Below are 12,865 nucleotides of genomic sequence, written 5' to 3' on the forward strand. Positions count from 1 at the left end.
TCTGGAACGCAGTGGACATCGCGGAAGTATTTGAATATTGATCTATTAAGAGGCGAAGCGCAGGAGTCGGCAAGCGCTTGAGTCAGGTGGAACCCGCTCCTATTTGCGAAAGAATCGGCACGTTATCATCGACGATGAATCGGCCCAAGAATCCGATCTCAGCATCAGTATAGCAAAAACTGGAGGGGGTATTTGCGCGTACCTCGAAGCGCCCGGCTTCATTCATTCGCACCTTCGGTGTCAACCTATTGAAACGAACGTATTGCGGATAGTTTATGCCCATCGCTATGACGTTCAATGCCCGTTGTATTTTTCTCAGAGTACTTCCAACGGCATCTACGAAGTGCGAGATCGGTTCCCTTATCTCTGCACTAGCTGTCGGATCGACCGCCGGGTCCAAATTTAGCGTCCGCGCATTGAGTGCTGTCATGTCTTCGCCGAAGAAATATGGCGATCGTGCTGACATCGCTTGATTCTCCTCAAACGCTTCGAGGAGGTTCGCAAGAGAAAGAGCAAAGTGCTTTGCGCTCTTTTGCCATTGCCTGCGCGCAGCGCGGGTTTCTGCAGCGTCCAGGCGGTGGCGTGACGGCAAACATTGTACCAACAGAGAAAGGCGCACTTCGGCGAAAGGGATACCGGTTAGAGTCTTAGTGGCGTTCTCTACGAAGGAGCGGGCGATTTGACCGCATTCGGTAAGTACTTGGGGAGAGGGCGCCATCCCATGGTGCTTGTAGCTATTCCTTGCCCTGCAGAGTTGCTTAACGGAAGGTTGCCAGCGGCCCAGATGGACGTCGGCCTTTTCCAGGAGTTGCCAATACTTGTCTAGCTCATGCGGCGGAGTAATGTTCAGCCTCTCCGCCCCGATGCAAAGAAGCAACTCAACGGCATCATGGTATTGAAGCAGCGCGAAATTATTGGCCGGTTCCGGCCGATCTTGAATCTCTGAAGCGAGCTCTAATAACAGGCGGACTTCCACCAGTCGTCGCAGGAGAAGATGTCTATCCATCGGAACAATTCGCCTGGATAGCCGGGTTGGATCAATGCAGTTTCAAGCGCTCCGTTGGTTTCTGGTATCGCGCTTATAGTTAGTTGCTTCCGCGGCGTGGGGGCTTCAACCGAGCGAGCAGAGGGGATACTATGCGGCCGTGCAGGAACTGCTAGGACTGTTGCGCAGCTAATGCGCGCCTTTCCGTAGTCCAGTCCCATCCGCGCCTGGGGAGTTTCTCCCTGTTGCCACGTCCGGCGCAATATGCAATGCTGATTGCGTATGCGAACCAGGGTCGGCATCCTGCGACTATCGAGCTCGTTGTTGTTTTTGATGCTGCAAATCGCGGCATGTGTGCGCTATGAGTGCCGGGCGACCGATCCGCTTTGTAATCCGCTGGCAGCGCTGCTGATCTATGGCGCACGGACCTTTCGTCCATGCCAGGGCGGACCGACCACGCCCGGCAGCTACTATGAGTACATCGGCAGCAACGTGGGCGATAGCGGCTACGCGCTCTGCCTGCCGGCCAATGGCGGAAGCATTGTTGGCGGCACATCCGGCGCCGATATTCCGGCGCTGGACGGACAGACGCCGCTGCTTCCTTACCAGTGCTGCAGCCAGAATCTTCTGGTCAGTCGTCTGGACGACAACGGCCGCGTGCTGTGGTATGGCTTCATTGGCAGCGTCGGCGGATCGAGCCTTGCATCAATCACGGAAACAGCGGACGGCGGCTTTGTGCTGGTCGGATCATCCAGCGGCGACATACCGTCGCTTGCCGGACTTGCGCCGCTCAACGCCTATGCTGGTCTCAGTGACATGCTGGTGGCAAAGCTCTCGAGCGCGGGGCAGCCACAATGGTACACTTTCCTGGGCGCCGTAGCCGGCGGCGAAGGCGCCTATTCGGCAACGACTTTGCAGGACGGAACGCTGGCAATCGCCGGCGATGCCAGCGCCAACATCGCCACGATGCAGGGCCGCACGCCGCTCAGTCCCTACGCCGGCGGCGTCGATGCCCTGCTTTGCAAACTGGACAGCAATGGTAGTTTGAATTGGTATACCTTTTTTGGCAGCGCTGGCAATGATTCCTTTCGCGGGATCGCGGTCCTTGCCTCCGGCGGCATGGCCGTGGTCGGCTCTGCCGCGGCAAACATTCCCAGCTTCAATGGTCTATCGCCGCTGAATCCCTATTCAGCATCGAACGATGGCCTCCTGCTGCGCCTTGATGGCGCTGGCCGCGCCGAATGGTTCAGCTTTGCCGGAGGGGCCGGCAGCGACGGCTTGAGCAGCATCAGCGAAAGCTCCAGCGGCGAGCTGCTGGCGGTCGGTACAATCGGCGCAAATGTGGCAAGCGTCTCCGGTCAGACGCCGCTGAATGCTTACGCCGGCATGACGGACGGCATTGCCCTGAGTTATCATAGCGCCGGGCAACTGGCGTGGTACACCATACTGGGCGGCGCCGGTTCCGATGCCTTGAATGCTGCAGCCTTCAGTCGTAGCGATGAGCTTTTCGTCGCTGGCTATGCCGGCGGCGCCATCGCCGCCCTTGGCGGCAAGACTCCGCGCAACAGTTTCGCCGGCGTCTATGATATGCTGGCGATTCAGCTTGATCCATCGGGAACAGTTCAGTGGTACACCATGATTGGCGGCGCTGGCGGCGACGATGCGGCTACTGCGATGGCGCCGACGCTGGACGGCGGACTTATGCTTCACGGCTACGCCGATGCCGGTGCGCCGACAATTCAGGGAAAGACGCCGAACTTGCCCTTTGTCGGCGTGGGCGACTTCGATTTCTTCACGGCAAGAATCAATGCCAGCGGCGATCTTTAAAGGTTCGTCCCAAAACTCCATCCGCAGAGTTTTGGGAGCGGCTCTAAATTCACAGCAGACCGCGGCTTTTCAGAGCCTCCTCGATCTGATTGGCTACGGTAATAAAGTCGTCCAGGCGCTGGTCGACAAGTTCCAGCAGTCGAACTTCATCGACATCGGTATAGCCGTGGACCAGAATATTGCGCAGACCGACCATGGCCTGCAAGCGCTCGCCAGCTTCCGGCGAAACAATCTTCTCTTCGGACAGGGCCCGGACAGCATCGCGATATCGTTCGAGGCGCGCCGCGCCGGCGGCGCTGGCGATGTGCAGAGCCAGATCAATCAATGCCTGAATTGCCAGTTGCAGTCCATGCTGGATCGCAAGCATTCGTCCAGGTTCGGCAGCCAGCTCGAGCCGCGGCAGATCGCGATAGTGCGCCACAATCCGATGGTTCTTGCGGACTACTGCCAGCAGCCGCTGCACTACGGCGACGTCAATGGGCATAGGCCCGTTCCAGCCAGGGCAGCAGGTCAAAGTAGATAGAGAGCGCCTGCGTTTGAAAGTTCACACGGGCCACTGGATCTCGTTCAAAGAGAATGGCGCCGCGGGTCAGAATGCGATGCTGCAGGAGGGGAGTTACGCTTCGTATGTCTACGAGATCGACGTCCTCGCGACCCAGGGCGTTCATGCAATGCTCGGCCAGTAGAGCCTGGTCGTACAGACTCAGCTGCTCCCGCAAGAGAACTGCCAGATCGACATCGGATTGCTTATCGGCCCGTCCTTCAGCGACCGAACCGAATATCCAGAGCGCAATCAGTTCTCCCCGCGCCTCCCATACCGGCCGCAGTCTCTGTCGGATTTGATCGATGCCGGGCACGGTCCAGAATGGTTTATCGCAAAAGAGCGGTCAAACTTTAAGCTGTGCAGGCGCTCGATTTGGCCGGCGCCGTTGCTGCGCAAATTTCACAGCTAGCTTGGATCGAGCATGCGCTGCCGACTGCGCTGCCAGCGCCAGGCGTCGAATAGCAACACGCCGGCAATCACCAGGTGGGTGAGACTGAGCAGGATCTTCGATGCGATATCGGCGCCCTGAACGATCGGCCCGTAGGTCCAGACGGCAGTGATCAGAGCAAGCAGCAGCGCAAAGATCGTCAGCGCTTGCCGTGGAAATAGTTTTGCCAGCAGCAGGTAGACCAGCAATCCCAGGGTCGGCATTGCCAGGCTTTCGGGCAGGATCATCGGCCAGCGCACAGCGCGCGGCGCAAAATCCTCAGGCGTCTGCACTGCCAGGGCCTGCCCGCGCGTCAGTTCAGCCAGCATCAAGATGCCGCCATTGCAAAGTGCGATGACAACAAAGCTGTAAAGGATACTTAAAGCGGCGCGCTTTGCCGCTGAACTGGAGCTGTGCGCGGCAAACATCGATGCAATAGTGAAAGCGACGGTCCGCGGCGCCTGAGCTTTGAGCGACCGGCCTGCGCCGCTCAGGCGATCTTGCGACCGCCTTTTGCCGCGGTTTTTGCAGCCGCTGCTTTTGCTGCAGCGGGACGCGCAGCCCCGGCCTGCGGCGCAAGTCCGCTGTCCGAAAGATTTGCCTGCGCGAGGGCCGCCAGCATCGAAGCGGCCACCGCTGTAGCCACAGGCACAGCAACGGAGTTGCCAAACTGCTTGTAGGCCTGGGTATCGGAGACGGGAATTTTGTAGCTATCAGGAAAGCCCATCAAGCGCGCACACTCGCGCGGCGTAAGACGACGCGGATTGCGCGCCGGATCGTCCTGAATCAGAATCTCCGATCCGTCTTTGTAATACCGCGCGGAGAGCGTGCGCGTGATGCTGTCCGGTTCGACCAGACCAAAGCCAAAGCCGTGGCCGGCCTGACGGTGCTTCTCGCGATACTCTTGCAAATACTTCCACAACCGATCAGACAGGTAGTAGCGGCTGTCTACATTGTGCTCCAGCAAGTCGCCAATGCGCGGCGTGGGCAGCCCCTTGAAGTCCGGGAACTTGAAGACCTGCGCCGGTCCCTTTTCGCGGAAGCCGACAATGAAGATCCGCTCGCGATTCTGCGGCAGAACATGAGCGGCGTTGATGATGCGATAATCTACATGGTAGCCAAGCTCGTCGGCCAGCGAACGTCGGATCACCTCGAAGGTGCGGCCGCCGTCATGGAAAACCAGGTTCTTGACGTTTTCGAGAAGGAAGGCCATCGGTCGACGGTCGCGCAGAATGCGCGCCACCTCGAAAAACAGCGTGCCCTGTGTCTCATCAAGAAAGCCGTGGGCGCGTCCCAGAGCGTTCTTCTTGGATACGCCGGCAATGCTGAAGGCCTGGCAGGGAAAGCCGGCGGCCAGAATATCAAAGGGCGGCAGCGCCTCGGCGGCAATGGCGCGGATATCGCCGGCCGGCTCTTCGCCAAAGTTTGCCGAATAGGTTCGCCTGGCAAATCGATCCCATTCGCTGGAAAACGCGCAGCGAAGCTGGAAGCGTTCGAAGGCCAATCGAAAGCCTCCAATTCCGGCAAAAAGATCAATGAAGGATAGGGGGGACTGCGGGGCGCTCACTCTGAATCTAATGTCGGTCTGAGTGCGAAGACGGCCTGCAAATTTCTGATCGCGCTGCAAACGAAGCGGGTCCCTGTTTTTCATGGGCCGAGCATAGCAGGACTGTGTGACATAAGTCAGATTGCGCTGACTGTCTTCCTGCCGGACTGCTATTCCAGGCTGGTGCGAGCGCGCACGCTGCGCGCCAGAGCGCTGCGATCGGCGTATTCGATGGCTGCGCCGGTGGGGATGCCGTGGGAGATGCGCGTCAGTTTCAGGCTGCGACCGCGCAAACGATCCTGAATGTAGCGCGCCGTAGCGTCGCCCTCCAGCGTCGGGTTGGTGGCCAGAAAGAGTTCAGCCGGGGCGCTGGACTCAATACGTGCAAAGAGTTCATTCAGGCGCAAATCTTGTGGTCCAACGCCGTCCAGCGGCGAAAGCGCGCCCATCAGCACATGGTAGAGTCCCTTGAATTCGCCGGTGCGTTCGATGGCGTAGACGTCGCCAGGCTCTTCCACAACGCAAAGCAAACTGGCATCGCGCTGCGGATCGCTGCACAGTTCGCAGAGTTCCTGCTGGGCCAGGGAGGCGCATTGCCGGCAGAATTGCACCTGATCGCACAAGTTTGTGAGCGCGCTTGCCAGTTCGGCGACCTGCTGCCGATCGCTTTTCAATAGATGAAACGCGATGCGCAAAGCGCTGCGCTCGCCGATCCCGGGCAGGGTAGAAAGCAGGCGTACAGCATTGTCCAGGGCCGGAAACATCAGTCGACGGATTCTAGCTGGCATGGCGCCCTTGTGCCGCAATCGTATTTTCGCCCGAGCCTCCGTCCTGATAAAAAACGGGAACCTTCCGCCCCGGCCGGGTTTAAAGCTGCAGATTCGCTGAAGGAGGCGAAGCAATGAGTACAAAGCATATCGTAGCCGGCCTGTTGATCTCCGGAATGACTCTGGGAAGCGTAGCGGGACTGGCCGCCGATCCAAATCGACGGCCGACGCGCGAGGAGCATCACGGCAGGCCGGAGCATCATGGTCCGCAAGGTCCGGATCTCAATCGACTGGCGGCGCGCCTGCACCTGACAGCCGAGCAGAAACAAAGGGCGGAACAAATCCGCGACCGTTTTCGTACACAGTCGCAAACGCAACTGGCAGCGATGCGGCCGCTGCGCGATCAGTTGCGCGGAATGCTGCAGGCCGATCAGGTCAACCTGGAGGCGGTACGCGCCAAACTGCAGGAGCTGGGCGCCATCCACGTAGAGTTGCGCATGCTGCACATCCAGGAGCGCCTGGAATTCGAGGCGCTGCTCACGCCACAACAGCGCCAGCAATTGCGCGCTATGCGACCCGAGCATCCAGGTCGCAGCGACGATGACGGTCCCGGACCGGGACCGGATGAAGATCCAATGTGAGGCCGTCCTGGTGACCGAAGCGCAACTCGCAGAAATCATCCACGAAACCAGAGCAACGGTTTTCCAGTCGATCCGCCGGCATTTGCCGGCGGATCTTGGACATGCGGTGGAGGACGTTGTGCAAGAAACCTACCTTCGATTTTACCTCCACTTCCAGCATCGCAGTCTGCCGGAGGGCGACGGCAGGCAACGCTGGCTCTACGTCGCGGCGCGCAATGAAAGTCGCAAAGCGGCGCGCAGCGCCAGGCGTCGCACGCGGCTGATTCTTGCAGCAGCTCAAACGGCGCAGTCAGAGCTATCTTCGGAATTGGAGAGGCGCGATGACCCGCTGGACGGGAATGCCGAGAATTTGCGCAGCAGACTGGAGGTGCAGACCGCCGTTTTGCCGCCACATTTTCGCCAGCCTATGCAGCTGCGACTTCAGGGTCTCAGTCTGAAGGACATTGCCCGACGGCTGTCCCTGGCGGCAGGAACGGTAAAGTCCAGATTGGCCCGCGGACGAGAGCTTCTGGCGCGCGAGCAGGCCAACACCGGGAGGAAATGAATATGTCCGCAAACCATCAGAATTCGGTAGAAGAGGCGCTGGCCCGGCTGGAGAGCGATACACAGTTTCCCCGGGCGATGGCGCGGCGTGTAGCTGTAGCCGCAGCGCGCCGTCGGCAAACTCGCGTTCCAGCCTGGATGCTATCAGCGGCCGCAGCAATCGTCGCATTGCTGCTGGGTTTTGTCGTGACGCGCTGGATCCAGAATGCCTCTGGCGAAATGGCGCTCAGCGACGCCGAGATTGTGCGCTATGAAAGCGAGCTGCTTGAGGCGCGCAGCGTGCCGGACCACAATGAAATGTGGAGCGAAACAGACCAGATCATCGATGGCGCTCTGGCCGCGCGTTGACCGCGAGAGCAACTGGCCCTGCCGGGGGAGGCAAGCTTAGAGACCGAAGAGCTTCTCCAGGCCGGGAATGCCTGCGCCGCCAGCCACGTGGCGCAGCTCGTTGCTCAGGGTTTCCCGGGCGCGCGCTGCAGCATCATTGATGGCGGAGACAATCAATTCTTCCAGCATTGGCTTTTCAGAAGCGGAAAGCAGTACAGGGTCGATCTCGATCTTCAAGGCCTTGCCCTCGCCGTTGACTGTGACGCGCACCATGCCGGCGCCAGCCTCGCCCACAATCTGCATGCGATCGACACGGGCCTTGATCTGTTCCACCTGCGAGCGCATCTGACCCATGCTCTCCCAGATCTTCGTAAAATCCATCTGACTCATGGATCGCTCTCCAGTCGCGGCGCCTCCGCCGGATCCACTACCACGCCGCGGAACTGCTGCATCAATGCATACTCTGCCGAGTATTGCGCGGAGTCCTCTGTCTGCGTCGCGGCGGCTATTGGCGCGGCAGCGGCGGGCGTCTCGCTCGACCGCGGCGCCGTTGCTTTGCCACTGACTTCCTGCTGGATGGCGGCGCTCATCTGGTTGAGCTTCTGAATCACCCCGCTGATGCTTGGCCGCAGCAGTAGTTCTCGAATTTCCAGCAGCTCCATTTCAATCAACACTCGCGTTTCGTAGGAGTTGCGCAGACGCAGGGCAAAGCTGCGCGTCAAAAGACCATAGATGCGGTCAAATACGCGCGCCAGTTGCTGCGGATCGACGCCGTCGAGGCCCTCCTGGATGCGCTTGAGCTCGCTTTGCGGCGCGCCCAGGAATTCGGCGTCATCCACTCCGCGTCGCAAGTACAGAGCAACGCGCAGAAAATCAAGGTACTCCCATATGAAGCGACTGAGATCGCCGCCGGCGGAGAACACCTCGTGCACCGGCCGTACGACCTGGTCGGCCGCGGCCGAAGGATCCAGCAGGCTGGAAGTCAGCGCAACAAATAGCTCATTGGGCGTGTGACCGATCAGCGTCTTGACCTTTTCGGCGCTGATCTCTGCGCCACAGTAGACCATGGCCTGCTCAAGAAAGGACAGACTGTCGCGAAAGGAACCGTCGCCGCGTCGAGCAATCCAGAACAGCGCTTCATCCTCCGCCTGAATTTTTTCGCGCGCGCAGAGCTGCCGCAGGTGCTCCTGGATGACGCGCAAGGGCGCTTTGCGGAAATTGAATACCTGGCAGCGCGAGAGGATCGTCTCCGGAATCTTGTTCAGTTCAGTTGTCGCCAGAATAAACAGGGCATGCGCCGGCGGCTCTTCCAGCGTCTTCAACAGGGCATTGAAAGACTCCGTGGTGAGCATGTGTACTTCGTCGATGATGTAGACTTTCTTTTTGGCGGCCATTGGCTGAAAGCGTACATTCTCGCGCAGCTCGCGTATGTTGTGAATGCCGCGATTGGAAGCGGCGTCGATTTCGATGACGTCCAGCGCCGAGCCGTTCAAAATTGACAGGCAAGATTCGCAGCGGTCGCAGGGTTCGCCGTCCTGAACATTGCTGCAATTGACGCGCTTGGCCAGAATGCGCGCAATAGTGGTCTTGCCGACGCCGCGCGCGCCAAAAAACAAATAGGCCGATCCCAGTCGCCCGTGCGCCAGAGCGTTTTGCAAAGCGCGCACCGTCGTCTCCTGCTCGACCACTTCGCCGAACTTCTGCGGGCGATACTTGCGGGCCAGGACCCGATGCTCGGCTGCACTCTCCACAGCGTCAGCACAACCTGGCGTGAGAGCGCGGTCAACGGTTTTGAACGCTGCAGCGAGCGCCGCAGGCTTTGCCAAATTCGATTGCCTGCAGGATCGCCCCGGGCTCGCTGTCCCGATGCACAGTCGCCAGGCGCTCCTTGCAATCATCTTCGCTGTCATCGCCTGCAAAGCAGAAAGCGCGCCGCGCGAGCTGGAAGTGACTGCACAGTCCGGACTGCGCCTGCGAGCTCAGCCTTCGCTCAGCGCGCCGGCGGTCGCTCTGGCGCCGTCCGGTTCGCACTTGCAATGGCTGGAAGACGGGTCGGAGCGCGTTGTGATTGATGGCATCGACGGTCGCTGGCAAAAGGTGCGCTGGCAGAATGGTCCGCGTCTGATTGACGGCTGGGCCTTTTCCGGCTATCTGAAAGCGATCGATGGATTAACTGCCAGCAGCAGGCAGCCTTCCTCCAGCAACGACCGAGTGATTGCGCCGGGCGGAGACTTTTATTACATTCTCTCGCGCTCGTCTGCACAGCCTGTTAGCGGCGAGGCCTGCGCCGAGGGCTACAGTGGCGGGGATTGTGTGCTTCAGGTATATCGAAAAAATGGCAGCCTTGCGGCAAAGGTTGAGGCCGTGGGCCCTTTTGGCTGGTTCGATCGTCGCCGGATCTGGATTCACAGCTACATCGGCGACTGTGGCGGCGGCTCGATCGGCTGGGAGCTGCTGGATGCTGCAAGCGGCAGCCGAGAGCGCGTATACTCCCACAGCAATACCGAGCCCTGCGGCGATGATGAATTGACCGGCGAAGAACACCGCGTCTGTCTGCGCGATGCCTGTCTGGACATTTCGGTCAGTCAGAAACCGGTGCAAACTGAAATCAAAATCCAGGGGACGCCTGTCGTGCGAGATGCGGGCGAGGGGCGTCTGGAAATCCAGGCGCCGCTTGATGCTGCACACCTGCCTGCGCGCCTTCCGGATCGTCTGCTGATTGTATTGAACGGACGAAGCCACAGCTTTGTCTACGAAAATGGCTCGTTGCGAGCAGTGCCGTGAGCGGCAAACCGCTGCTGATTGCGGGTCTCGGTAATCCCGGCAGTCGCTACGCCAGGACGCGGCACAACATCGGCTTTCGCGCCGTGGACCGATTGGCGGAGTCGTTGGGCGCAACGGTCGACCAAAAAAAGTGGAAATCGCTGTACGTCGTGGCCCGCTGGCGAGGCGTAGATCTTGAGCGCGACCTGGTGCTGATCAAGCCCCAGGATTTCATGAACAACAGCGGCGAGTGTATCGCGCCGGCGATGAAGTTCTACAAGGTCGCGCCAGCGCAAATGCTCGCGCTGCATGATGAAAGCGAGCTGCCCTTTGGCGAAATGCGCTTCAAGCTGGGCGGCGGTCACAAGGGCCACAACGGACTGCGAGATATTATCGATCAAGGCGGCAGCGCCGATTTTCATCGGCTGCGCCTGGGCGTAGGTCGACCTGAAGATCGCGGCCTGGCCGACTACTTGCTGGCAAAGTTCAGCGATGAACAGGAGTCGGCGCTGCCAGAGATGTTAGATCGCGCTCTGAAAATGATCGAACTGTGGATTGCGGAGCAAGCGCCATGACCCGGACTTCGCCCTCGACAAGCTCGCTGCTATTCTTTTATTTCAACAGCTTTTCGACCCTGCTGGTCGCCAACATGTTGATCTACTCGTTGGTGCTCCTGTCCGGCGACCTGGGCGCTTCGCATGGCTTCACCGGATTGGTGGTCATGTGCAACAATCTGCCGGCGCTGGTCTTCGGCCTGATTGCCGGCGCCTTGCTCGATCGCATTTCTCGAATGGCCGTCATGTTTGGCGCACAGTGTTGTTTCATAGTTTCGACCTGGGCGCTCTACTGGTTGCATTCAAGCGGCATCTTACAAGCGGATACGCGCTGGCTGCTGATCCTGATCAGTCTGCTCAACGGAATTGGCCTGACCTTCCTGATTCCCGGGCGCCTGGCGGTGCTGGCCAATCTGGTTCCGGAGGGCAGCGCCGGTCGGTCGACGATTATATTAAATGTACTTATTATTCTGGGCTTTGGCTTTGGACCGCCAATTGCCGGACAGCTGCGGCAACGTCTGGACTGGAACGGCACGCTGTTGGTCACAGCAATTGCCTACTTGTTTGCATTTGCCACGCTGCTGCCGGTGCGTCCGACCGAGTACATCCGCGGCAAGGCTCAAAATGTCCTGGCTTCCTTTGTCGAAGGCCTGCGCTATTCCTGGAGCGCGCCCTTGATTCGGGAAATGATCGTGCTGCAGATGATTGTGTTCATGGTGGTAGGACCGATCCAGGCGCTGGTTCCAGAGTATGCGCGGCATACGCTGGGCCTCGACGAAGCGGGGCGCGGCGGACTGATGGCGGCCCTTGGTTTCGGTTTGCTGCTGGGCGGAATTCTGGCCAGGATTCTGCATCAAGTGCGCCATCGCGGACGGGTGATGCTGGCCGCCGCGGCGCCGATGTGCCTCTTTCTGGCGGCCAGCAGCAGCTCTCAGGATTGGCGTATTGCCGCCATCTGCCTGGCTCTGGCCGGCATTGGCGGCGGACTGCTAGGCGCGCTGATCCCATCGGCAGTGCAGGTAGCGGCGCCGGACCACATGCGCGGGCGCGTGATGGGAGTTTATGGAATGTTTTTCCAGCTGATGCCGGGGGTGGGCGCGTTTTTCTCAGGGCGCGCTGCGGACGCGCTGCACGGGACCGGTCCCGGGCTGGTTGCTACAGGCCTATTTCTGGCCGCCTGTTCGCTGGCAGCGGCGGCATTGCTTGGCCATCTACGCGCCTACGACTGAGCGCAAAGCGCTTGCTACAGGGCGGCGCTAAGATCGCTTTTCGCTTGAAGCGCAATGCCAGCGGCCGCCTGCTGATCGGGCGTCAGCTTATCAGAGTCGTCGCCGGGAGAGAAGGAAAGACCATGCTGAATCGTCGCAGCTTTATCGTAAAAGAGAAAGTAGAATTGATGAAGGTGACCGGGACCTACGAGATCATCGACCCGGAAAACAAACAAGCAATTGGCGTGGCCAAAGAAACGCTGGTCTGGTGGCTGGTGTTGCTGCGGCTCCTGATTTCACGGCGCAGTCTGCCAATGACCGTACTGGTCAGCGACACGGCAGGCGCGACAGTCCTGACCATCAAGCGCGGCTTTTCCTTCATTCGCCCAACAGTCGAGGTCTTTGACGCCGCCGGAGCAAAGATTGGATATTTCAAAGCTAAACTTCTGACGATTGTTGGCGGATTTAAAGTATACAACGCGCAAGGACAGGAGTTTGCGGAAGTCAAGGGCGATTGGAAGGGCTGGAATTTCAAGCTGGTCGACAACAATGGCCGCGAGCTGGGCGAAGTTACCAAGAAGTGGGCCGGACTGGGACGCGAACTGTTCACCACGGCCGACACCTATGCTATTTCCCTTGGCGCCAGCGCGCCATCTGATCCGGGCAGCGTGGGTCTCTTGCTGGGCGCCGGTCTGGCCATCGATATGGTGTTCAAAGAAGGAAACAATTGAGG

Annotated in this window: 16 protein-coding genes; 8 read left to right on the plus strand and 8 right to left on the minus strand. The window is 59.6% G+C overall.

What is annotated here, in order from left to right; all coding sequences use genetic code 11:
* Window positions 1-82 precede the first annotated feature (82 nt).
* Window positions 83-976 (minus strand): hypothetical protein, encoded by an 894-nt coding sequence (locus K1X75_09545; protein ID MBX7058293.1) that lies wholly within the window; start codon window positions 974-976, stop codon window positions 83-85.
* 291 nt (window positions 977-1,267) lie between these two features.
* Between K1X75_09545 and K1X75_09550 the strand changes: the two genes are divergently transcribed.
* On the plus strand, window positions 1,268-2,812 hold the full coding sequence (locus K1X75_09550; protein MBX7058294.1) for a hypothetical protein: 1,545 nt from the start codon (window positions 1,268-1,270) through the stop codon (window positions 2,810-2,812).
* Between the two features lie 49 nt (window positions 2,813-2,861).
* On the opposite strand, the gene K1X75_09555 is transcribed toward K1X75_09550, so the two are convergent.
* The 5 genes from K1X75_09555 to recR form a co-directional block, all read right to left on the minus strand.
* On the minus strand, window positions 2,862-3,296 hold the full coding sequence (locus tag K1X75_09555; protein ID MBX7058295.1) for a DUF86 domain-containing protein: 435 nt from the start codon (window positions 3,294-3,296) through the stop codon (window positions 2,862-2,864).
* On the minus strand, window positions 3,286-3,669 hold the full coding sequence (locus tag K1X75_09560; GenBank protein MBX7058296.1) for a nucleotidyltransferase domain-containing protein: 384 nt from the start codon (window positions 3,667-3,669) through the stop codon (window positions 3,286-3,288). Before K1X75_09560 ends, K1X75_09555 begins: the two co-directional genes overlap by 11 nt.
* Window positions 3,670-3,761: 92 nt before the next feature.
* Window positions 3,762-4,211, minus strand: a complete 450-nt coding sequence (locus K1X75_09565) for a hypothetical protein (GenBank protein ID MBX7058297.1) — start codon at window positions 4,209-4,211, stop codon at window positions 3,762-3,764.
* A gap of 62 nt (window positions 4,212-4,273) precedes the next feature.
* Complete coding sequence (dcm, locus tag K1X75_09570; GenBank protein MBX7058298.1) at window positions 4,274-5,434, minus strand: DNA (cytosine-5-)-methyltransferase; 1,161 nt, start codon at window positions 5,432-5,434, stop codon at window positions 4,274-4,276.
* Between the two features lie 65 nt (window positions 5,435-5,499).
* Window positions 5,500-6,093: a recombination mediator RecR gene (gene recR, locus K1X75_09575; GenBank protein ID MBX7058299.1), complete on the minus strand. Its 594-nt coding sequence runs from the start codon at window positions 6,091-6,093 to the stop codon at window positions 5,500-5,502.
* 137 nt (window positions 6,094-6,230) lie between these two features.
* On the opposite strand from recR, the gene K1X75_09580 reads away from it, so the two are divergent.
* Genes K1X75_09580 through K1X75_09590 form a run of 3 tightly spaced genes read left to right on the plus strand, consistent with a single transcriptional unit; the run spans window position 6,231 to window position 7,628 of the window.
* Complete coding sequence (locus tag K1X75_09580; GenBank protein ID MBX7058300.1) at window positions 6,231-6,737, plus strand: Spy/CpxP family protein refolding chaperone; 507 nt, start codon at window positions 6,231-6,233, stop codon at window positions 6,735-6,737.
* On the plus strand, window positions 6,721-7,281 hold the full coding sequence (locus tag K1X75_09585; protein MBX7058301.1) for an RNA polymerase sigma factor: 561 nt from the start codon (window positions 6,721-6,723) through the stop codon (window positions 7,279-7,281). The genes K1X75_09580 and K1X75_09585 overlap by 17 nt, the downstream gene beginning before the upstream one ends.
* 2 nt (window positions 7,282-7,283) lie before the next feature.
* Window positions 7,284-7,628 (plus strand): hypothetical protein, encoded by a 345-nt coding sequence (locus K1X75_09590; protein ID MBX7058302.1) that lies wholly within the window; start codon window positions 7,284-7,286, stop codon window positions 7,626-7,628.
* Between the two features lie 36 nt (window positions 7,629-7,664).
* Here K1X75_09590 and K1X75_09595 read toward each other — a convergent pair whose 3' ends face one another.
* Window positions 7,665-7,997 carry a YbaB/EbfC family nucleoid-associated protein gene (locus tag K1X75_09595; GenBank protein MBX7058303.1) on the minus strand — a complete coding sequence of 111 codons (333 nt, stop codon included), beginning with the start codon at window positions 7,995-7,997 and terminating at the stop codon, window positions 7,665-7,667.
* Window positions 7,994-9,433 (minus strand): DNA polymerase III subunit gamma/tau, encoded by a 1,440-nt coding sequence (dnaX, locus tag K1X75_09600; protein ID MBX7058304.1) that lies wholly within the window; start codon window positions 9,431-9,433, stop codon window positions 7,994-7,996. The genes K1X75_09595 and dnaX overlap by 4 nt, the downstream gene beginning before the upstream one ends.
* 40 nt (window positions 9,434-9,473) lie before the next feature.
* Between dnaX and K1X75_09605 the strand changes: the two genes are divergently transcribed.
* The 4 genes from K1X75_09605 (at window position 9,474) to K1X75_09620 (ending at window position 12,863) form a co-directional block, all read left to right on the plus strand.
* Window positions 9,474-10,391 carry an SH3 domain-containing protein gene (locus K1X75_09605; GenBank protein MBX7058305.1) on the plus strand — a complete coding sequence of 306 codons (918 nt, stop codon included), beginning with the start codon at window positions 9,474-9,476 and terminating at the stop codon, window positions 10,389-10,391.
* The gene (gene pth / locus K1X75_09610; protein MBX7058306.1) at window positions 10,388-10,945 is read left to right on the plus strand and encodes an aminoacyl-tRNA hydrolase; all 558 of its coding nucleotides are present in this window, start codon (window positions 10,388-10,390) and stop codon (window positions 10,943-10,945) included. The genes K1X75_09605 and pth overlap by 4 nt, the downstream gene beginning before the upstream one ends.
* Window positions 10,942-12,153, plus strand: a complete 1,212-nt coding sequence (locus tag K1X75_09615) for an MFS transporter (protein MBX7058307.1) — start codon at window positions 10,942-10,944, stop codon at window positions 12,151-12,153. Before pth ends, K1X75_09615 begins: the two co-directional genes overlap by 4 nt.
* Before the next feature lie 122 nt (window positions 12,154-12,275).
* Entirely contained in the window at window positions 12,276-12,863 is a 588-nt protein-coding gene (locus tag K1X75_09620; protein ID MBX7058308.1) for a hypothetical protein, read from the plus strand.
* Window positions 12,864-12,865 lie beyond the last annotated feature (2 nt).

Source organism: Leptospirales bacterium, assembly GCA_019694655.1.
In the GTDB taxonomy this organism is placed as follows: Bacteria; Spirochaetota; Leptospiria; order Leptospirales; family Leptonemataceae; genus SSF53.